This window comes from Bacillus sp. SH7-1 (genome assembly GCF_008042405.1).
GTDB lineage: Bacteria > Bacillota > Bacilli > Bacillales > Bacillaceae_G > Bacillus_A > Bacillus_A thuringiensis_N.
In genome coordinates this window covers 66,855-88,453 of the sequence record NZ_QNUD01000002.1, presented here as the reverse complement: position 1 = coordinate 88,453, position 21,599 = coordinate 66,855, and the positions used below count along the sequence as shown (strand labels likewise).

Sequence of the window (21,599 nt, the reverse complement as noted above, 5' to 3'; positions counted from 1 at the left end):
GCTTTCATAATGACATTAAATAAAGCACTTACTATCGCTGGTTCTGACACAAGTGGCGGTGCTGGTATACAAGCTGATTTAAAAACATTCCAAGAACTTGGTGTATACGGAATGACATCTCTTACGACAATCGTAACGATGGATCCACATAACGGTTGGGCACATAACGTATTCCCAATCCCAGCTTCTACATTAAAACCACAGTTAGAAACGACAATTGAGGGTGTTGGAGTAGATGCTTTAAAAACAGGTATGCTTGGATCAGTAGAAATTATTGAAATGGTTGCAGAAACAATCGAAAAACATAATTTCAAAAATGTAGTAGTTGACCCTGTTATGGTATGTAAAGGTGCTGATGAGGCATTACATCCTGAAACGAATGATTGCTTACGTGACGTTCTTGTTCCAAAGGCATTAGTTGTAACACCAAACTTATTTGAAGCTTACCAATTAAGTGGTGTGAAAATTAATTCTCTTGAAGACATGAAAGAAGCAGCGAAAAAAATCCACGCTTTAGGTGCGAAATATGTCCTAATTAAAGGCGGCAGCAAGCTTGGTACGGAAACTGCAATCGACGTCCTATATGATGGAGAAACATTTGATCTTTTAGAATCAGAAAAAATTGATACAACAAATACACACGGCGCAGGTTGCACATATTCTGCTGCAATTACAGCAGAACTTGCAAAAGGAAAACCTGTGAAAGAAGCGGTAAAAACTGCTAAAGAATTTATCACAGCTGCTATTCGTTATTCATTCAAGATCAACGAATACGTAGGCCCAACACATCACGGTGCATATCGTAAATTCGTTGTATCAAAAGAACTTGTCTAACTAAATGAAAACACCCACAGAGATCATATATTCCTCTCTGTGGGTGTTTTGTTTTTTATAAGCTCTTCCGGTCATCTTACCTTTAAGATGCAGAACTGACCTGATTTCTACCATTTCTTTTGGAGTAATATAACGCGTCATCAGCAGCTTGAATAAATTGCTCTGGTGACTGTTCATATACTGAAATTCCTACTGAAACTGTAATTTTTATTTTTGTTCCATTTAACAATTGGAATGAATGTTTCTCCACAGCTGTGCGAACTTGTTCCCCCATACGCATTCCGTAGTTTAATCCCTTCTTCGGTATCAGAAGCGCGAACTCCTCTCCACCCTTTCGGAAGGCCAAATCTGGAAACGTTGAAACTTCTCGTAAAATACGCCCTATTTGTTTTAATACTTCATCTCCTGCAGGATGCCCATACGTATCATTTACATACTTAAAATGATCAATATCTATAAGTAGTAAACAAAATGAATCATTTTCCATACGCTTATTACTAATATGACGATTCATCTCTAAGTCAAACTGTCTTACGTTTCCTAAACCTGTTAATGCATCTATCGTTGCATATTGCTTCATCGTTTGAAATAACTCATTGGATTGTAAAACATAATTTGCACTTATAAACGTGATATATGCCGCTATACTACTACAAACTAAATATAATGCTACTATAGATCTATCCTTAAATAAAATAGAAAGTGGCACTGCTAAAATAGATAAACTATATACATTAAACCAGATCCACCTTGTAAATATAGAAGCTTTCATCCGCCAAATAAAAATAATTCCAACGCCTATCAATACAATAGTATAACAAGCCAATTCAGAGGCTAAAGAGTAATCAGTGAAAAACAATCGAGTAATTAAAATAATAGTAACTGTTATACTACTAGCTATTGGACCTCCAATTGTAATTGCCAAAATAACAGCTAAATAGCGTAGATCTAACATAATATCCTCAATATGTACACCAAAATGCATCAACAGTGCACTTAATATTCCGGTAAGAATACCTACTACACATTTCTGCCAAAAAGAGAACTCTTCTTTTAACGGCCTGTCCCTTAAAAACTGACCTCCAATAAAAATAAAGGAAAGAATAATTGTTGTGTTTACAAATAAATCCCTTAACATAAAATAATCTCCCTACTTTTCTATCTATCCCTTTCCTTATTTTATTGTATACGAAGTTCCTATAATTCCCAAAGATTTTTATTTATTTTTTGCTGTTTCACGTGGAACAGCAAAAAATAAAAAAGGACGAAAATTCGTCCTTTTCACTAACAACAGCGCGATATCTTGCCACCCTTTGCATTAAATCTAGCTTCTTGTGCTTCTGCAAAAAACTGTTTTTGACATACAACTTCTTCTTCTGGATGATGCTTTTTCATGTGCTCTACATACGTTTCATAGCTTGGTACTCCAACAAGTAAACTAATAAAGTGTTTCCTTTGTCCCCATACTTGCCATAGTCTTTTAAGCATAGTTCCTCGACTCACTTTCATCTCTAGGGATATATGGTGCCTCTTTTAGCGGCATCGGCTTATTTCTTAATACTTGAATCCAAATTCGAATTGCAGAAATTAATACAGCGATTACAACTATCATAAAAATCCCGCAAAGTGCCGCATCAATATAATCATTGAAAATAATTTGCTTCATTTGAGCGACATTTTTAGCTGGCGCTAACACTTTCCCCTCATCTAATGCTCCTTGGAACACCTTTGCGTGGGATAAAAATCCTATTTTAGGGTTTTCATGAAATAGCTTTTGATAACCCGCCGTCATCGTTACAATAAGCAATCCGACAGTTGGAATAAGCGTCACCCAAACATATGCCTTTTTCCCCATTTTGAACAAAATCGTCGTTCCAAGTAATAATGCAATACCCGCTAACATTTGGTTCGCAATACCGAAAAGTGGCCATAATGTGTTAATTCCACCAAGCGGATCAACTACCCCTTGATATAAGAAATAACCCCATCCTAATACACATAACGTTGTAGCTATTACATTTGCTAATGTAGAATCCGTTTTCCCAAATGGCTTATATACATTCCCTAAAATATCTTGAATCATAAATCGGCCTACACGCGTTCCAGCATCAATCGTTGTTAAAATGAATAGCGCTTCAAAGAGAATCGCAAAATGATACCAAAATGCCATCATGGTCGTTCCACCTATTACTTGTGAGAAAATATATGCCATACCTATCGCTAACGTTGGCGCACCACCTGTACGTGATAAAATCGTTTGCTCTCCAACGTTTACAGCGAGATCTTTTAGTTCATTTGGTGTAATAGCAAATCCCCATGAGGAAATAACTTGAGCTGCCTGTGAGACATCTGTACCGATAAGTGCTGCGGGACTATTAATTGCAAAATAAGTTCCCGGTGTTAATACACAAGCTGCAATCATCGCCATCGCCGCTACAAATGACTCCATTAACATTGCTCCATAACCAATTGGCTGTGCGTGTCCCTCTTGCTCAATCATCTTCGGCGTCGTACCTGATGAAACGAGAGCATGGAATCCAGACACTGCACCACAAGCAATAGTAATAAATAAGAACGGGAATAAGTTTCCAGAGAACACAGGACCAGTTCCATCAATAAATTTCGAAACCGCTGGCATCTGTAGCTCTGGTGCTACAATTAAAATACCGATTGCTAATCCTACAATTGTTCCGACTTTTAAAAATGTGCTTAAATAATCACGTGGTGCTAAAAGCATCCAAACTGGTAATGCCGATGCGATAAATCCATATACAATAAGCATAATAGCAATTGTTTCGCCGCTAAATGTGAACATGCTTGCAAGCGCTGGATTTTCCGCTACATACTGCCCTCCAATAAGAGACAGTATAAGTAGGATAATTCCGATTGCTGACCCTTCACCAACCCGTCCAGGCCTAATGTAGCGCATATACACTCCCATTAAAATAGCGATAGGAATCGTTGCTGCTATTGTAAACATTCCCCAAGGGCTTCCGACAAGCGCCTTTACTACTACTAATGCTAATACCGCTAATAAAATAATCATAATGCCTAAAATACCGATCATTGCAATAAGTCCTGTAACAGGACCAATCTCATCTTTAATCATTTCTCCTAAAGATTTACCATTACGTCTCATCGAAGCAAATAAAATTACAAAATCTTGCACAGCTCCAGCGACAACTACCCCAACAATAATCCATATTGTCCCTGGTAAATATCCCATTTGTGCCGCCAAAATTGGTCCTACTAAAGGCCCAGCCCCAGCAATTGCTGCAAAATGATGCCCAAATAATACCCACTTATTTGTCGGAACATAATCTTTTCCATCATTTAATGTATGGGCTGGCGTTTGCCGATTATTATCTAAACCGAATACCTTTCTCGCTATAAATCTACTATAAAAGCGATAAGCAACTGCATACACACATACCGCAGCTACTAAGAGCCATACGGCATTAATAGTTTCACCTTGTGATAAAGCTATTACACCAAAAGCACCCGCTCCTACTGCTGCAATAACTCCCCAAAGTAAAATCGACTTCAATGTTCTCACATACAATCCCCCCAATACTATTTCTTAGTGGGATTGTACTAAATTTTCTGAATATTTAACTTGAATCCTCCCTATCATGAAGGATTTTTAGTTTATCATGTTAAAAAATTCGCATTATCTGCTATAATTCAATTTTATTTCGAAGTCGTTTCACATAATTACGACTAACTGGGATCGGTTGCTCATCATATTTATCTAAATATAGATTATATGTGCCATTATAATAAGGTTTTAGTTCTTGTACATATGACATATTAATTAAATAACTTTTATGCACGCGTAAAAAATCATATGCATTTAGCTTATTTTCCAGCTCTTGGAGTGTATATGTTGAAATATACTGATTATTTGTTGTATAAATTGAAACCGTTTTGTTTTCCTTATTTTTGCTTACATATACAATATCATCAGGGAAAACATACCTAATCCCCTCTTGACCTTCTATCGGTAGTTTTCGCAAATAACTCTTTGCTTTCTCGCCTTGCTCTTTACCCATTCTATATAAAAGGAATTGCAAATCTTCTTCGCGAAATGGGCGTAGTAAATAATAAACTGCTTGAAAACGAAATGCTGTAATGGACTCCTCTATATCTTCACCCATAAAAATAAATTTCGTATAACAATTTACTTCCCGTAATAAACTCGCATATTCAAAACCCGTTCCATCTAGTAATTTGGAATTTAAAAAAACGAAATCTGGTGTATGCTTCTTCATCATAAATAATGATTCTGTTCCTGTATTTGCTTCAAAACATTCTACATTCCTTATATTTTCAGTAAATTTCTCAACTAAACTTCTTCGCTCTTCTGCTTCTTCCATGATTAGTAAAATTTTCATTTCTTCAACCACCTAATTCTTTTGTCCGTATGTCCTGTTGTATACATTCGCTTTTATAAGGAACATTCCCTTTTTCTTACTATACCATTATTTATCTAAAAAAACAGAAAAAAGGGAACCACCACGGTTCCCCCTGCCCTTTTATTCCATTATTTGTAGGCAGTAAAAATCACTGAATGCGAAAACATGAGCCCTTAGTTTTACTGCTCTAAAACACAATTGGTACGGGCCAATAATCAGATCACTCACTGATTAAAGTTTTACCTTATACCAATTCTCGTTGCTTCGTTTCTTGCCCAAGTACAATTACAGCAACTACGCCAATTAAAATTGATCCACAGAAAATCGTAAATATTAGTGATAATGAAGCCTGTGAAGCAACTAAGTATCCTACTAATAAAGGCCCAAGAATACCACCAATACGACCGAATGCTGCTGCCATCCCTGCACCTGTACCACGAATAACCGTTGGATACTGTTCAGGTGTATAAGCATATAATGCACCCCAAGCACCTAAATTAAAGAAGGATAGTAACATGCCTGCTACGATTAGTACTGTTAATGACTCTGCCACTCCAAACAAGTAAGCACTGCACGCTGTACCGATCAAATATGTAACTAAAACAAACTTACGACCAAGACGTTCAATAAACCAAGCAGCAGTGAAATACCCTGGCAATTGAGCTAACGTCATGATAAGTACGTATTGGAAACTTTTTATTAAACTAAATCCTTTTAATACCATTACACTAGGTAACCAAAGGAACATCCCATAATAGGAAAAGACAACAGAAAACCATAGAATCCATAACATAATTGTTGCCCTACGATATTCCCCAGACCAAACTGAATTTATATTTTCGATAACAGATGGTCTTTTTTCAACCTTTTGGAATCTCGGAGAATCTGGTAAATTCCATCTTAAATATAAAGCATATAGTGCCGGAACCGCACTCAATACCATCGCCACTTCCCAACCATATTTCGGGATAACAAAATACGAGATAAGAGCTGCAATTAGCCATCCACCTGCCCAAAAACTTTCTAATAGCACAACTATTCTGCCACGTTCATGTGCTTCAACGCTCTCTGATACTAATGTAGAAGCAACTGGAAGTTCTCCACCAAGCCCCATACCAATTAAAAATCGTAAAATAAGGAACATCGCAAGCGTCGTCGTTAAAGCAGTTAAACCACTACCGATAGAAAATAGTAATAATGTAATAATAAAGACTGATTTCCGTCCTATTTTATCTGATAGTATTCCAAAAACGAGCGCCCCGACTGCCATACCAATTGAATTAATGCTGCCTATCCAGCCCATTTCTTGCGTACTTAATCCCCAATCTTTTTGCAACGCTACCATTACAAATGAAAGCATTCCAACATCCATTGCATCAAATAACCATCCAAGCCCTGCTATACCAAGTAGCTTTCGCTTCGAAATTTCTTTCACCTTACCCACAAGAAGTCCTCCTTACACAGCTGTCTTTACACATCATTTTACATGTGTGAATTGTATAAGTAAAATACTTTGTAAAAAATTCTCCTTCATCATTCCCAAAAAGCAAAATACATATCCCACTATTTGAGGGCTGTAAGAACACTACCTCAAAATTCAGCTGGAGCAAAGAAATTAGACTGAAAGTATACTGCCATGAAACGCCCGATTAGTGAAGGGCACCAATCAGTATTAGATAAACAAAACCTCAATTTATCAAAAATGGCCAAATAAAAAAGTAGCGATATTCCGCTACTTTTTCGAACGCATGATTTCTTTTAAAAATTCCGCTAATACTAACTGACGACGCCAGCGCGTTGGATTACTACACAATCTATAAAACCACTCTAAATGGATTGCTTGAATCCATTTTGGTGCACGTTTTACCTCACCAGCCCATACGTCTAAACTTCCACCTACTCCAACAGCCATTTTCGTTTCTAAACGATGCTTATTAGTTTGGATAAAGTTCTCTTGTCTTGGGAAACCAAGTGCGACAAGTAATAGATCTGGTTTTGCTTCTTGAATACGAGAAACGATATTCTCTTCTTCTTCTTGTTTAAAATATCCATCTTGTATGCCTACAATAGATACAGCTGAATACGTCTTCGTTAAATGATCTGCTGCAGCTTGTACAACATGCGGTTTTGCACCAAGTAAGAAAACAGATACCGGTTTATTCTCTTCTGATAGCTTCGCAAATAAATTACACATTAAATCAAAACCTGCTACACGTTCCTTTAAAGGTGTACCTAGCATACCACTTGCTTTTACAACTCCAATACCATCAGGTGTAATTAAATCTGTATTTAATAATGTTTTATGGAATGTTTCATCCTTTTTTGCACACATAACAATTTCAGGATTCGCTGTTACTACCTGAAAAGTATGCGTTCGCTCCAATTCTAGTTGTCCCTTCAAATATTGGATTGTTTCATCCATTGTCATTGTAGAAAAAGGAACACCTAGAATATCAACCGTTTTTACTTCCATGATTAACTATCCTCTCTATTTCAGTAAAAGTTTTTTATATGCATTATAAGTATCTTCATACAAATTCTTTAGCGAGAAATGAGTAGATGCATGATTATATAAACGATTTCCCATCGCTTCTAATTCACCATTCAACCATTTTTCGTAAGCATTTTCTAATGCGTTTGCTAACGAATCCGCATCACCAATCGGTACAATCCATCCATACGTATCATCAACTATTAACTTTCTCATATCACCTACATTTGTTGCAATAGACGTTAAGCGTTGATTAGCCGCTTCTAATAAAACGAGAGGGAAACTTTCGCTATAAGAGGTTAACAAATTAATGTGTGCAGATGCATATAATTCTTTTGAATCTGTACGAAAACCTAGAAAAATCACCTTATCCTCTAAGCCTTTTTGTTTCACCATCTCTTTTAATTCTGCTTCTATAGGGCCATCACCAAGCAGAAGCACCTTTATATTTGGAATTTCAATTTTTTGTAACGCTTCAAATAAAATATCATGACCTTTAACAGGATGAAGACGCGCTACTTGAATAGCTGTAAATACTCCTTCATCGATGCCAAATTCACTCTTATCATAAGGTTTTACTGGATTACTATCATACTCAATTCCATTATAAACCGTACAAATCTTTTCTTCTGGTACACCTAGTTTTATTATGTTTCTCTTAAAGTTCTCCGTAATTGCAAAGAACAAATCTACCTTCCTGAAAGAACGTAAATTTAACTTCGTAAATACCCATCCTTTTAATCCCCTCTTCATAAAATCCAAAGTTGGATCACTGTGGACAGTCATTATCCATTTCGCTTTTATACCTTTTTTCAAGAGGGAGAGATAGAAATTTGCTCGTGCGCCATGTGTATGCACAATGTCAAATTGATTTTCATTAATAAATGCTTTTATTTTTGAAAGAATTGATAGGTCGTACCGAGATGATTGGGTAAAAACATGCACTTGAATGCCAAGGTTTCTCGCCTCTCTAGCAATCGCACCTTCTTCAAATACCATTAATTCCACTTCTTCCTTTGAAAATTGAGATAAAAGTGAAATAATATGTGTTTTCCCCCCACCTTCTTCTGCACCAGCATTCATATGCAACACTTTCATTTCTTACATCCCCCATTTTTTTCTTTTTATTTACTATAACAAAATAAAAGCTAACATATGCTAGCTTTTATTTTTCTATCATTCAATTTCCAGGTCAACTATTAAATATGCCATGATTACTACTAAGTAGAAACTCACTCCAGGTGCAATTAAAATATGACCAGCCATGAATGAAATACCTAATCCGAGAAGTATCGCTGCAATCACCATTGCATATTTCACAGTGAATATTTGTTTAAATTTAGTAAATATACATGCAATAAATTTAATACCAAAGTATAAAAATGGAATTACAAGTAAAATGAACCCTATGATTCCGAAAGAATAGAACCAATCGTGGAAGTCACGTTCAATTAACTTCGGCTGTTCTTTATAGTTACCAGCGTAACCCATTCCTAATAATTTTTGAGACATTGGAGCTTCATTATAGAAATCTTTATACATCTGTTCAAATAATTGACGCCCACTAAAAATAAGAGCTTGCGTTTCTTCTTTTTTCTCAGCTACTTTTTCTTTTTCTTTCTCTTTTTCCTTTTCTTTCTCTGTCACAGGAGGTTTATGCTCTTTAGCTTCCTCCTTCTTTTTCTCTTCCTTTTTCACACTCTGTTCTTGTTCAATCAATTGGAAATGGAATCCCATATTTTTCATAAACGGTGAAAAAGGTGTATATGCCAATATGCCTACAAATACAGTCATTGCAAGAAAACCATTTAATAAGTAGGCATGTTTCTTTCCATCTTTACGTTGTGTAAATGCTTGAATAAAGCACATAACAACTGCGATAGCCATTGATCCAAAGATCGCTCCTACGCCAACCTTTGTTCCAATTGCAAATAGTGAATAAACAACTAAAATTGAAGGAATCCAATAGTACGCTTTACCTATACTTTTTGTTTTTTCAATTGAATACAAAATAACAATTGGACACATGATGGCTAAAATAGATCCTAGCTCGTTACCTGCATAAAACCAACCGCGTGATCCTAACTTTACCCACTCATAACTATTATAATCTGTTCCAGTAGTAATCGAAGCTACCATTACTACCCCTATAATTAGTGATGCATACGTAATATAGTCACGCATTTTTGAATTTGAATGGCTTTTTTCTTTTAAAGACTTAAATACAAACACATAACAAGTAAGCATAACAAAAGGATATAAAGCTTTTGCTATAAACTTAATTTCTTCTGTAAGTACCATAGGATTTTTTGTAAGCTTATTATTTACCAATCCGATAGTAAAGACTATCCCTACTAAGATTATATACAATATATATTTTATATTTCCTTGTTTCTTCGTTTGAATTAAAATATATATCCCGCTTAGGAACATAACGAATAGGCGTGTAATAACTCCAATGGTCGTATCAATTTTTAAAACCATGATACAGAACGCTGTAAGCAAATCTAAAATCGGTTGCAACAAAATAAAGATTAGTAGAAAATTTTCAAATTTATTACTTTTACTATTTTCGCTTAACATCTAGAACCTCCATAACTATTACCTAATTTCAATCTATACAGTTAATATTTTTTTCTCATCTCAAATATTTATTATAACATATATTTTTTAATTAAACGTCTCACATTTCTACCCCAACCTTACCTTACAGAAAAAGATTATTTGTATTTTCAAGCGCTTTCTTTCCTCATTTTTTCTTTTTTTCTACATGTAACGAAAATGCATTGTTATTTACATAACTTTAGTGTATATTTTTTCTCTGGAACATCTTTAGGAGGAAGGGATTACAGCAATGTTATTAATCGACATATTTACGTTTCTTGGCATTATCGCCGCTGCTATTTCCGGTACATTAGTTGGTTTAAAAAAAGATTTAGATTTATTCGGTGTCCTTTGTTTAGCTGTAGCTACTGCGCTCGGCGGCGGTATTATTCGTGATATTATGATCGGTAACCTGCCTCCTGTCGCATTTGTTAAACCCATTTACTTTTTCGTAAGCGTATTATCAGCATTATTTACTTGTATGTTTTTTGAGCGTATCAATAAACTGCAAGTCGTTATTATGCTTTCTGATGCTGTTGGCCTAGGTGTTTTTACAGCCATTGGTGCAAATGCGGCAATGTCACATCATGTTGACGCCTCATTCCTAGTTGTTTCAATGGGAGTCATTACAGGTATTGGAGGCGGTATTTTGCGTGACATTTGCGCTCAAGATATCCCTTACGTATTCCGAAAAGAGATTTACGCAATCGCTTCTATTTTAGGAGCAATTAGTTTCCTAATCACATATGCAATGGGGGCACACGTATTAGCTTTCTATGTTTGTTTATTAGTAACATTCATTATTCGTGTTGTCACTGTAATATATAATGTACATTTCCCAGTTTTCTTTAAAACACATGCTAAAATTAATAAAGGCCATTAAGAGAATTCTACATAGAATTCTCTTAATTTATATACTATTCTACACACTAACGTAGAGTAATTGTATATAAAAATATATAATTATAATAGAACCAAAAATGAAAACGCTTTATACACAGGGGGGAAGAACGATGTTTGGGGTTTTTAAAAAACATACAAATAAAACAAACGCCAGTATACTTGAATTAAGTAAGGATCAACAAATCACTTTTAACGTGCCCACTAATTCTGAATTGAAAATTCAAATGGATATGCTACATATTTCAAAGGAAGATTTACAAATCGTAAAGATACTACAGCCCTTTATTTATGAAGAAATTGATTGGATTACGGAAAAATTCTATGCCAATATTACAAAACAGCCAAATTTAATTACTATTATTGAACGTTATAGTTCTATTCCAAAACTAAAGCAAACTTTAAAAACACATATAAAAGAATTATTCAGCGGAGATATGCATGAAGATTTTATTGAACAACGTGTTCGAATTGCCAAAAGGCATGTACAAATTGGCTTACATAGAAAATGGTATACTGCCGCTTATCAAGAATTATTCCGCTCTATCATGAAGATATTGCAAACAAAATTTAAAACAATTGACGATTTTTCACATTCTATAAACGTAATAAACAAATTATTTACTCTTGAACAAGAACTCGTTATTGCGGCTTATGAATCTGAATATGAAAGAATGCAAAAAGAACATGAAAAAGAAAAAGAAATAACAGCTATGACCATTACGCATATTGCAACAGAACTAGCATCTGTATCTGAAAAAACGAGCGCTTCTATTCAACAGTTAACCGCTAAATCTGAAACTATTGTAGAAATTGCCAAAACAGGTACATCATTAGCTACAACATCGGAAGAAAAAGCGAATAAAGGGAAAGAGCAATTAAATCAGCAAAATAAACGAATGGAATACATTCAAACGAACATGGAAACTATCATTACAGATACTCATGAACTTCTCGATATTTCTAACAAAATTAATGAAATCATAGATATTGTAAAATCAATTGCAGAGCAAACAAATTTACTCGCACTAAATGCTGCGATTGAATCTGCTCGTGCTGGGGAATTTGGTAAGGGCTTCTCTGTTGTAGCTGGAGAAATTCGAAAGTTATCAGAGCAAACGAAAGAATCTATATCCAACGTGACAAAGCTCGTCGAAAAAACAAATGAACAAATTATTCGTGTCTCTTCTTCAGTCAAACAAATTAGCTCCCTCGTATCTGAAGGAACAGATGGTATGTCTGTAACAGATCAATACTTCCAAGAAATTGTAAAAGACATGTCTAACTCGAAAGAGCAGAATAAAAAAATTGAAAATGAGTTAGAAACCATTTCACAAGTAATGAAAGGAATTCAAGACGATTCCTCAAAAATGGCTCTAACAGCCGTTAGTTTGCAACTGGAACTGAACCGATAGAGTGCAGATTATGTCAGTAGAGATTCTTTATCTCCGCTAACTCTTAGTCCTCATCTTCCATTCAAAAAAAGAATCCAATCTGGATTCTTTTTATTTTCTGAAGAATATTTTTTGACAGTATACATAACTCATATAAACACCAAAGCTTTGCAAAATAAACAAAGCTGGCACAATAAGATTGTAATATGCCATATCTACTTGGAAGAGTCTTAACAATACGTATCCACTAATTAACAATAAGAACAACATATATCCTTCGTTTTGTTGTTTCTTAATAAGAAAGTGTAATAAAGCAATAGACATAAACAATGTTACCGCTATATATATAAGTTTTTCACATTTAAATAGAATAGAATGTATTCCCTCATCTGAGAATTGATTAATGACTGGCTTTAAAAGTTTAAATCTTTCTTCTTCAATCTCTTTTAGCTTTTGGTCAATACGCTCTGTTACGCTTTGATTCTTTGTCATTTCCCTCTCATTTTTACCTTTTCCAATCAAAACAGATTGAACATACGTTTCATTTGAAATCGTATATTGTGACATTCCCATTGTCTGAATTCCATAACTCACACCAAAATGGGTACTATAAAATAGAATAAGTATTCCTATCATCTTTAATAATACTTTTTGCTTCATTGCTGATTGAAAAAGTTCAACTAACAACACATATACAGCAATAAAAATAGGAAGAAATAACCCCATTGGGAAAATCATATTACTACATGCAAATAAAATTGCTGCAAGCACCCACATATAAGGATGATCTAAACCTTTATATAAAAGTATGTAACAAGCTAAATAAAATAAAAATATTGCGAGTGATTCTGATGTTAATAAAGAACTCATAAATATATTTGGAATATATAAAGCATAAAATACAGACGCAATACGACCGCATTCTTCTCCAAAAACTATTGCTGCAATACGATAAATGAAAAATGCAGTCCCTGTGCAAAATAAAATATTAAATAACTGCAATGCGAATACTGTATCGCCAAATATACGAATAATAATTGATTCATAAATAATAAAAGGTAACTGTGCTATATTCTCTACGCTATTACCAATCGCAACCTGCTTTGCAGACTCAAACATAGCTTTCATATCACCGATTAACGGAACGTCTACAAATAAAACCATACTAAGTCTCACAACTATACATGTACTGATAAGAAAAATAAGAAATTGTTTATCTGTAAAACGATACTGTAAAATCGATGCTACCAACAACATGAGAATAACGAAAATAACCAATACAATTGTTACACTTGTTGTACTGTCTCCAAAAAATTGTTTGCTTGTTTCGAACGCAGACCAACAACTATAAACAAAAAATGCGAGCATCGCACCAATCATTATTTTACTGAAAAAAGACGAAAAATTTGTTTGTATATGATTCATATGTCCATTGCACCTCTACTTCCATTCATAACAAAACGATTCTATCATGAATAGGCACATAGCTGATAGGGAATTTCTATGACAAATACAGGGTCCTAATTTTTTCACTTGCAATGTAAGCGAATCCTCTTTTACACTACACTTTATATAAGATAACTTTTCTTTCAGTTACATGAATACAAATACAGAAGTTTTACTAACCCGCTTCTGGAATTCTTTACTTCATTAAATATCTATGGATTTTTAATATTTTTGTACTCCACTTACAATACATGTCATTCTGATTGAAAACAGAAAATAGGGGCTGACCATATGGAAAAGAAATTCATGCGAGAATCCAAAGCAATTAAAACAACACGTGTTTTTCCGAATGATTTAAATAATCACCAAACACTTTTCGGAGGAAAATTATTAGCAGAAATTGATAGTATCGCTTCAATTGCAGCTGCAAGACATAGCCGTAAACATTGTGTAACAGCATCTATCGATTCTGTTGATTTTTTAACTCCAATTCACCAAGCAGATTCTGTTTGTTATGAAGCATTCGTATGCTATACAGGAAAATCTTCAATGGAAGTGTTCGTAAAAGTAATTGCAGAGAATTTATTAGCAGGCGAGCGTAGAATAGCTGCAACATGTTTCATTACATTCGTTGCATTAAAAGATGGAAAACCTTCATCAGTTCCACAAGTACTACCTGAAACTGAAGAAGAACATTGGCTACACACAACTGGTTCTGAGCGTGCAGAAAGTAGAAAAAAGGGACGCGTCAAAAGCAAGGAAATGGCTGAAGTTCTAACTTTAAGTAAACCTTGGAGTATGTAGGACTTTACCATTAAAACATCTTCTGAGCGAATAACTATCATATATTCGCTCATTTTTTATAATCATTTCCACACCTTCATACAACCATTACTCCTTTTCACACATACTATGTAATATTTTTATACATATCCGTTCGCTATTCACTTTTTCTAATTGATAAAACCTCATTTATAACACGGTTCTATTCCATCAACAGTTGCTTTACAAAGTTTATGTAGGGTACACTTATACGGGTGGTCAACAAAACAATTTAAGGATTTGTAAATCGTGTAGAAAACACCTTACACTTCATTATATTGAAAGAATTAATTGTAGTTAAAAACCTTACTATGACATAGCAAGTATTTTAATTAAATTGGATTATTTTAATGGAAAGGTGAAATTATGCAGAAATCAATTGCTTCAAATATTTTTTATAAAATACTGCTCAATACGTTTAATATTATCCTTCCAATTTTAGTTGGTCCTTACGCATATCGAACGTTAGGAGCAACTTCAATCGGAACCGTTAATATTGCTGAAACTTTTTTCAATTACTTCTTCGTGTTCGCCGTATTTGGTGTATATCAATATGGTTTACGTGAAATTAGCTTAATTAAAAACGATAAAAAGAAAGTTTCTAAGTTATTTACAAGCCTCTATGTAATTAACTTCACAACTAGTATTTTGGCTTTATCAGCCTTTGTGCTCTTTAGTTATATTGGATATGGACATCATAGTCTATTTCCTGTTCTTCTTATTTTCGGTTTTAATTTTATATCTAACATGTTTTATGTGGAATGGTTCAATGAGGCATATGAAAATTATGATTTCATCACTAAAAAAACAGTTATCGTTCGATTAATCTATGTCGTACTTCTTTTCTCTTTGATTCATGGGGTTGACGATTACAAAACATATGCTGGTTTATTAGTATTATCAACATTTTTAAACCACTCTATTAGCTTTATATATGTGAAACGCCAAGTGAAATTTGATTTTTCCGACTTAACGATTATTCCTCATTTAAAACCGTTACTATTAGTCTTGATTTTTTCAAATGCTAATATTTTATATACTCAATTAGATCGTCTTTTTTTAGGAGTATATGTTGGAAAAGAAGAAGTTGCATATTACGTAATGGCTTTTCAAATTATGATGATTATTAATACACTTATGTTAAGTGTTGTACAAGTAACCGTTCCAAGGTTGTCTTATTTATCAGGAAATGCGTCTGAACTGGAGTATGAATCTTTACTAAATAAAATTTCAAAAGTATACTTCATTACCCTATTCCCTGCTGCAATCGGTTTAATGCTCATTGCTCATGGAGCTGTTGTTATTTACGGTGGACAAGGATTTGCTGCGGCTGGTAATACATTAATTGTTTTCGCCTTCTATATGATTACGGTTGGTATTGAGTCCATTTTATCGAATCAAATTATTTATGTGAAAAAGAAAGAAAGCATTTTAGTGCGATTTTTATTCATTTGTGGATTTATCAACTTGGCATCCAATATTGCATTAATATTCTTCCATGTACTTACACCAACAACCGCAATTTTCACAACAACAATTGCAAATTGTTTCTTAATCACATTTGAATATATTTATGTGAAAAAGAAATTAAAAGTGAATTATACGTTATTCGATATACAAAAACTTAAATATCTATTTTATTCACTAACATTTGTCCCGATAGCATTCGTTATTGATATGATCGTATCTGGACAAATACTACAAGTTATCCTAGTAATAATAACATGTGGATTAACGTATGCCCTTATCCTCTTTATAACAAAGGATGAAATTCTCTTTTCACTACTCGAAAAGATACTAGCACGATTCAAAAAGGCTTAAACGCAATCTCTAAAAGGAGCTGTTAAACTTGAAATTTTCTTTAATCATGGCTACTTGTGGCAGACGTGATGATATTCTTGACTTACTAAAATCACTTGAACAACAAACTTACAAAAATTTTGAACTTATCGTAGTAGATCAAAATGATACGCCAATCTCTGATTTATTTGATGAATATAAAGATAAATTTTCTATTAATTACATCTATACACCTATTAAAGGGCTATCGAGAGCTCGCAATGCAGGTTTAAAAGTAGCAGATGGCGACTTCATCGCTTTTCCAGATGATGATTGTATTTATGAAACAAATGTTTTAGAAAGCATATTAGAAACCTTCAACTCTAATAAAGATGTTCATTTTATCTCAACAAACACGACAAATGTTGAAGGAACGGGTTCTTTAATACACGCGCCGAATACAGACATTATTTTAAATAATAAGTATGGATTCATGGGACCTTCTTTCACCCTATTCTTCACAAAGCAATTTGTACAAGATGTAGGTACATTTGATGAAGATTTAGGTGTTGGTTCGGGAACGATTTATGGAGCTGGTGAAGAAACTGACTTTGTACTACGCGGTATGAAACAAAATTATACTGGTTTATTTAGAAAAGATCTGTTCGTATACCATCCTGTAAAAGAGGAAATTATTAATGAACAATCATTAAAACGTGCCATTTCTTATGCTGGTGGTTTTGGTAGGGTTATTCGCTTACACTATGGATTCCCTTATTTCTTACGTGCTGTTGCTGCAGCAACATTCCGTATGACACAGAATATTTCTAATGATAAGCGCAAATTCCACGCAAATCGCTTACGCGGAATTGTTCGTGGATATTTAAAATAAAAAATAAGGTGTAACCACTTTTATTAAATGGTTACACCTTATTTTTATTTCTTTCACATCATAGCAACCCATCATCCTTTTGGAATTGCATACCCTACTGGTCAAATACATTATATATTTTGGAAATGATAGCATTCTATCCAAGAATTTAGTATCATGATTCAAGACACTATTTAGAAATGAACGGAGGACATTATGAGCTTATTAACTGTTGAAAAATTAGGCCATACATTTGGTGATCGTACATTATTTAAAGATGTATCCATGCGCTTACTTGCAGGGGAACATGTTGGATTAGTTGGAGCAAACGGTGTTGGTAAATCAACATTTATGAATATAATTACTGGTCAGCTTATCCATGACGAAGGTCGCGTTGAATGGACACCTGGTACAAATTACGGTTACTTAGACCAGCATACTATTTTGACACCTGGTCGCACAATTCGTGATGTATTAGCAGATGCGTTTTTACCTTTATTTGAAAAAGAAAAAGCTTTAAATGAAGTTGCAGAAAAAATGGGAACTGCTACACCGGAAGAATTAGAGGAACTTCTTGAGCAAATGGCAGAAATTCAAGATGCTCTTGAAGCAGGCGGATTCTATTTATTAGATATTAAAATTGAAGAAGCAGCACGTGGTCTTGGAATTGACGCAATTGGTCTAGATCGTGACGTTGCAGCATTAAGTGGTGGACAACGTACAAAAGTATTACTCGCAAAATTACTACTTGAGCAACCAGAAGTACTACTATTAGATGAGCCTACCAACTATTTAGACGTTGAACATATTCATTGGTTAACAACTTATTTAAAAGAATATCCACACGCATTCCTATTAATTTCCCATGATACGGAATTTATGAATAAATGCGTCGATATTATTTTCCATCTAGAATTCACAAAAATGACGCGTTACACAGCGACATATGAAAAATTCCTAGAGCTAGCAGAAATGAATAAAAATCAACATATCAACGCTTATGAGAAGCAGCGAGAATTTATTAAAAAGCAAGAAGATTTTATTGCGAAAAATAAAGCTCGTTACTCAACAACAGGACGTGCAAAGAGCCGTCAAAAACAACTTGATCGCATGGAACGTATCGATCGCCCTGAAACAGCTATTAAACCTGAGTTTTCATTTAAAGAAAGTCGTGCAAGTAGCCGATTCGTCTTTGAAGGGGAAAATGTAGAAATTGGATATACACATCCGCTATTACCAAAATTAACGATGACAATTGAACGCGGAGAAAAAATTGCAATTGTTGGATGTAACGGTGTCGGTAAGTCAACACTGTTGAAGACAATTTTAGGTAAGATTAAACCATTAAGCGGAAAAACAAGCCTTGGTGACTTCTTAAATCCATCATACTTCGAACAAGAAGTAAAAGCTGATAATATAACACCAATTGATGATGTTTGGAATACTTTCCCTAGCTTAGACCAACATCAGATACGCGCCATGTTAGCGAAATGCGGTTTGAAAAACGAACATATTTCTCGTCCACTGAACCAATTAAGCGGTGGCGAACAGGCAAAAGTTCGTTTATGTAAACTAATGGGTGAAGAAAGTAACTGGTTACTCTTTGATGAGCCAACAAACCACCTTGATGTTACAGCAAAAGAAGAGCTGCAAAAGGCGATGAAAGCATATAAAGGAACAATTCTTCTTGTATGCCATGAACCAGACTTTTATGAAGGTTGGATAACAAAAACTTGGGATGTAGAGAAATGGGCTCAGCAAAACGCTTAATCCAATAAGAACTATCTTTCAAATTTTATAAGTAAAAAAGCAGTTGCTTCTAAAAGGATTCGTACACACCCTTTTGAAACAACTGCTTTTTTTACTTATCTTTTTACTATATCTCTGTCACTTTTTTTATTATAAATATGCTTAATACCAAAAGCAGCTAAAAAGATCATAGGTATTGTAGCCGAATAATGATATCTCGGTGCTACTTCTACTATCATTTGTGCCATTGTTAGCCCAATCGCATATAAACAAATAATTAAAAGTGAAGATTTATTTTTATTTTTTATAGCTACTAACGCTCCGAACAGTGAAGTAGCTAGTAAAAAGTAATAGAAAACATTAGAAATTATAGTATATCCTACTTTATGGTCGATCACTGGATCTGCGTACTTCACAGCTTGATCATCATTCCCTAAGAAGATAATAAATTTATCGTACATTAGTTTTCCGAAATCTATATCATCGTTTTTGATTCTCTTTTTCGCTTCTTCAAGCATTTGCTTTTGAGTATCCTGAGCACTCCATCCTGGTTGACCACTATAATGATATAGTAATGCTGAATCTCCTGGATTCCATGTTCCTGAAGATCCCTTATTAAATCCTACATGAATATTGTATCCCGGCACGGTTGCTATCTCTTCACCTAAACGTAATGTTGTATAATGATTTACTGCCGAAGACATCATTAAGTACCCAATAATGATAACCCCTACATATGCCACCTTGTTAATAAGTAGCTTTTTATTCCCTATATGCTTTGTATCTATAATAAACATCCATATCGCTAAGGCAATAATTGGAACTGCTGCAATTGGTCTTGCCATATTTATTAATACAAGTAATGCAGCTAATAGAATTGAATACATAAGGACCTTTGCAATCGTTATATTTTCAAGTTTATCATAAACAATTATCATAATTGCCCAGGCTAATAACAGTACTGTACAATACAACGGTTCTGAAAGTGCAAACATGTTATACATCGTTTGTGATGGCAAGAGAATCCATAAAACACTTGCTGTTATCGCTGTTCTCACTCCACCAATTCTTCTAGCTATAAAATATATTAATCCCATCGAAATTGTAGTTAAAACAACATTAATAATTGGCGGAACCATAAAGTTTGCCCCAAATATTTTTAGGAAGATACTTAAGAATGAAGCATAACCAAAAATATGTGGAAATAATGCAACATATCTATCATGAATAACAAAGTTATCACCTAATGCTTTTGCAGTATTGAAAAAGGCTTCATAGTCACCAATCGGATCAATCTTATATGTAACAATCCATGCAGTTTTCACTGCTACACAAATAATTAGCAGTACAAAAAAGCATATTTTTTCATTTACTCTTTCAAGATATAGCGATCCACTACTAAGTATAAAGTTTCCAATTGTACATAATAATAAAACTCCAACTAATATCATTGCATAATTATATTTTTGAGTATCTGAAAAATAATCAAAAATTAATATTGCAACGAAAAAGCTATAAATGCCGTATATGGCACGTGTAGAAAAAGTTGAAAACAATCCAGAAAAACGTTCCAAAAAAACTCACTCCTTAACATATTTATATGGGAAAACATTATATTTCCTAAAAAAAATTACACTACCAGCTACTATACATTAATATTACCATGATTTCCATGTTTGCTTTCATATTGTCCAGTATGCCAATTTGAATTAACCTTTTTTATTATTGACAAATTCATTCTGTATCCTAAAATCATATCCACTCAAAACATATAACATCTTAGTATAAACTATGCTATAATTGATAGTTGTTATGTAAGAATAACCTTTCTACATTTCTTGTTTTATTTATATATTTTATAAAGATGAGGATACTATTATGGAGAAACTCTTAAAGTTTGGTTTAGTAGGAATCTTTAATACGCTCATTACCATTATTAGCTTTTGGATCTTATTAAGGTTCGGGATGAACTATCTTGTTGCGAATACCATTGCCTATTTAATTGGTGTTGCCAATAGCTACTATTGGAATAAAAATTGGGTGTTTAAACCTAATAATAAAAGCACGTCAATGTTCTTTAAATTTCTAACTGTAAATTTAATTGTATTGGCTTTTAATACATTATGTTTATTTATATTAGTAGATAAACTTGCCTTGAATGCATTAATTGCACAGATTTTCGCAATTGGTGTCGGAATGGTTATAAATTTTGTTCTTAATAAAATTTGGACATTCAACCAAACTGAAAAGGCTACTAATTAAATTTGAACGACTTATTAAAAATACGGAGGATA

The 21,599-nt window shown here is 33.9% G+C and carries 18 protein-coding genes and 1 pseudogene; 9 read left to right on the top strand and 10 right to left on the bottom strand.

The features are described from left to right. Window positions 1–9: 9 nt before the first annotated feature. Window positions 10–834 carry a pyridoxine/pyridoxal/pyridoxamine kinase gene (gene pdxK, locus DN390_RS00630; protein WP_000174252.1) on the top strand — a complete coding sequence of 275 codons (825 nt, stop codon included), beginning with the start codon at window positions 10–12 and terminating at the stop codon, window positions 832–834. Between the two features lie 82 nt (window positions 835–916). Here the strand turns inward: pdxK and DN390_RS00625 are convergent, their stop codons facing one another. From DN390_RS00625 to DN390_RS00585, 8 genes are all read right to left on the bottom strand, one after another. Further along, entirely contained in the window at window positions 917–1,972 is a 1,056-nt protein-coding gene (locus DN390_RS00625; RefSeq protein WP_147806363.1) for a GGDEF domain-containing protein, read from the bottom strand. A 146-nt stretch (window positions 1,973–2,118) separates the two neighbouring features. Next, the gene (locus DN390_RS00620; RefSeq protein WP_000919886.1) at window positions 2,119–2,322 is read right to left on the bottom strand and encodes a YbdD/YjiX family protein; all 204 of its coding nucleotides are present in this window, start codon (window positions 2,320–2,322) and stop codon (window positions 2,119–2,121) included. Then, window positions 2,315–4,390, bottom strand: coding sequence for a carbon starvation protein CstA (cstA, locus tag DN390_RS00615; protein WP_147806362.1), 2,076 nt, complete (start codon window positions 4,388–4,390; stop codon window positions 2,315–2,317). Before cstA ends, DN390_RS00620 begins: the two co-directional genes overlap by 8 nt. A 121-nt stretch (window positions 4,391–4,511) precedes the next feature. Then, window positions 4,512–5,228, bottom strand: coding sequence for a LytR/AlgR family response regulator transcription factor (locus DN390_RS00610; protein ID WP_147806361.1), 717 nt, complete (start codon window positions 5,226–5,228; stop codon window positions 4,512–4,514). 265 nt (window positions 5,229–5,493) lie between these two features. Then, the gene (locus tag DN390_RS00605) at window positions 5,494–6,693 is read right to left on the bottom strand and encodes an MFS transporter (RefSeq protein WP_147806360.1); all 1,200 of its coding nucleotides are present in this window, start codon (window positions 6,691–6,693) and stop codon (window positions 5,494–5,496) included. A 288-nt stretch (window positions 6,694–6,981) separates the two neighbouring features. Next, complete coding sequence (locus DN390_RS00595) at window positions 6,982–7,722, bottom strand: WecB/TagA/CpsF family glycosyltransferase (RefSeq protein ID WP_097951356.1); 741 nt, start codon at window positions 7,720–7,722, stop codon at window positions 6,982–6,984. 15 nt (window positions 7,723–7,737) lie between these two features. Then, entirely contained in the window at window positions 7,738–8,838 is a 1,101-nt protein-coding gene (locus tag DN390_RS00590) for a glycosyltransferase family 4 protein (protein ID WP_060633027.1), read from the bottom strand. Between the two features lie 78 nt (window positions 8,839–8,916). After that, window positions 8,917–10,323 carry an O-antigen ligase family protein gene (locus tag DN390_RS00585; protein WP_060633028.1) on the bottom strand — a complete coding sequence of 469 codons (1,407 nt, stop codon included), beginning with the start codon at window positions 10,321–10,323 and terminating at the stop codon, window positions 8,917–8,919. Between the two features lie 271 nt (window positions 10,324–10,594). On the opposite strand from DN390_RS00585, the gene DN390_RS00580 reads away from it, so the two are divergent. The 3 genes and pseudogenes from DN390_RS00580 (at window position 10,595) to DN390_RS31555 (ending at window position 12,659) form a co-directional block, all read left to right on the top strand. After that, a complete protein-coding gene (locus tag DN390_RS00580; protein WP_000924376.1) occupies window positions 10,595–11,227 on the top strand; it encodes a trimeric intracellular cation channel family protein in 633 nt (210 codons plus the stop codon). A 97-nt stretch (window positions 11,228–11,324) separates the two neighbouring features. After that, window positions 11,325–11,855: pseudogene (locus DN390_RS31560) on the top strand (protoglobin family protein); the annotation flags it as partial. Between the two features lie 63 nt (window positions 11,856–11,918). After that, window positions 11,919–12,659: a methyl-accepting chemotaxis protein gene (locus DN390_RS31555; RefSeq protein WP_370513463.1), complete on the top strand. Its 741-nt coding sequence runs from the start codon at window positions 11,919–11,921 to the stop codon at window positions 12,657–12,659. A gap of 90 nt (window positions 12,660–12,749) precedes the next feature. On the opposite strand, the gene DN390_RS00570 is transcribed toward DN390_RS31555, so the two are convergent. After that, complete coding sequence (locus DN390_RS00570) at window positions 12,750–14,063, bottom strand: ArnT family glycosyltransferase (RefSeq protein ID WP_147806358.1); 1,314 nt, start codon at window positions 14,061–14,063, stop codon at window positions 12,750–12,752. A gap of 312 nt (window positions 14,064–14,375) precedes the next feature. On the opposite strand from DN390_RS00570, the gene DN390_RS00565 reads away from it, so the two are divergent. The 4 genes from DN390_RS00565 to DN390_RS00550 all read left to right on the top strand — a co-directional run bounded on the left by DN390_RS00565 (window position 14,376) and on the right by DN390_RS00550 (window position 19,326). Further along, on the top strand, window positions 14,376–14,888 hold the full coding sequence (locus tag DN390_RS00565; RefSeq protein WP_060633031.1) for an acyl-CoA thioesterase: 513 nt from the start codon (window positions 14,376–14,378) through the stop codon (window positions 14,886–14,888). Between the two features lie 384 nt (window positions 14,889–15,272). Then, window positions 15,273–16,727: an oligosaccharide flippase family protein gene (locus DN390_RS00560; RefSeq protein ID WP_097951351.1), complete on the top strand. Its 1,455-nt coding sequence runs from the start codon at window positions 15,273–15,275 to the stop codon at window positions 16,725–16,727. Between the two features lie 28 nt (window positions 16,728–16,755). After that, complete coding sequence (locus DN390_RS00555) at window positions 16,756–17,577, top strand: glycosyltransferase family 2 protein (protein ID WP_000672697.1); 822 nt, start codon at window positions 16,756–16,758, stop codon at window positions 17,575–17,577. A 195-nt stretch (window positions 17,578–17,772) separates the two neighbouring features. Beyond that, window positions 17,773–19,326, top strand: a complete 1,554-nt coding sequence (locus DN390_RS00550; protein ID WP_060633034.1) for an ABC-F family ATP-binding cassette domain-containing protein — start codon at window positions 17,773–17,775, stop codon at window positions 19,324–19,326. A 95-nt stretch (window positions 19,327–19,421) separates the two neighbouring features. Here DN390_RS00550 and DN390_RS00545 read toward each other — a convergent pair whose 3' ends face one another. Beyond that, window positions 19,422–20,879 (bottom strand): glycosyltransferase family protein, encoded by a 1,458-nt coding sequence (locus tag DN390_RS00545; protein ID WP_147806357.1) that lies wholly within the window; start codon window positions 20,877–20,879, stop codon window positions 19,422–19,424. A gap of 304 nt (window positions 20,880–21,183) precedes the next feature. Between DN390_RS00545 and DN390_RS00535 the strand changes: the two genes are divergently transcribed. Then, window positions 21,184–21,567: a GtrA family protein gene (locus DN390_RS00535; protein WP_060633036.1), complete on the top strand. Its 384-nt coding sequence runs from the start codon at window positions 21,184–21,186 to the stop codon at window positions 21,565–21,567. Window positions 21,568–21,599: the final 32 nt, after the last annotated feature.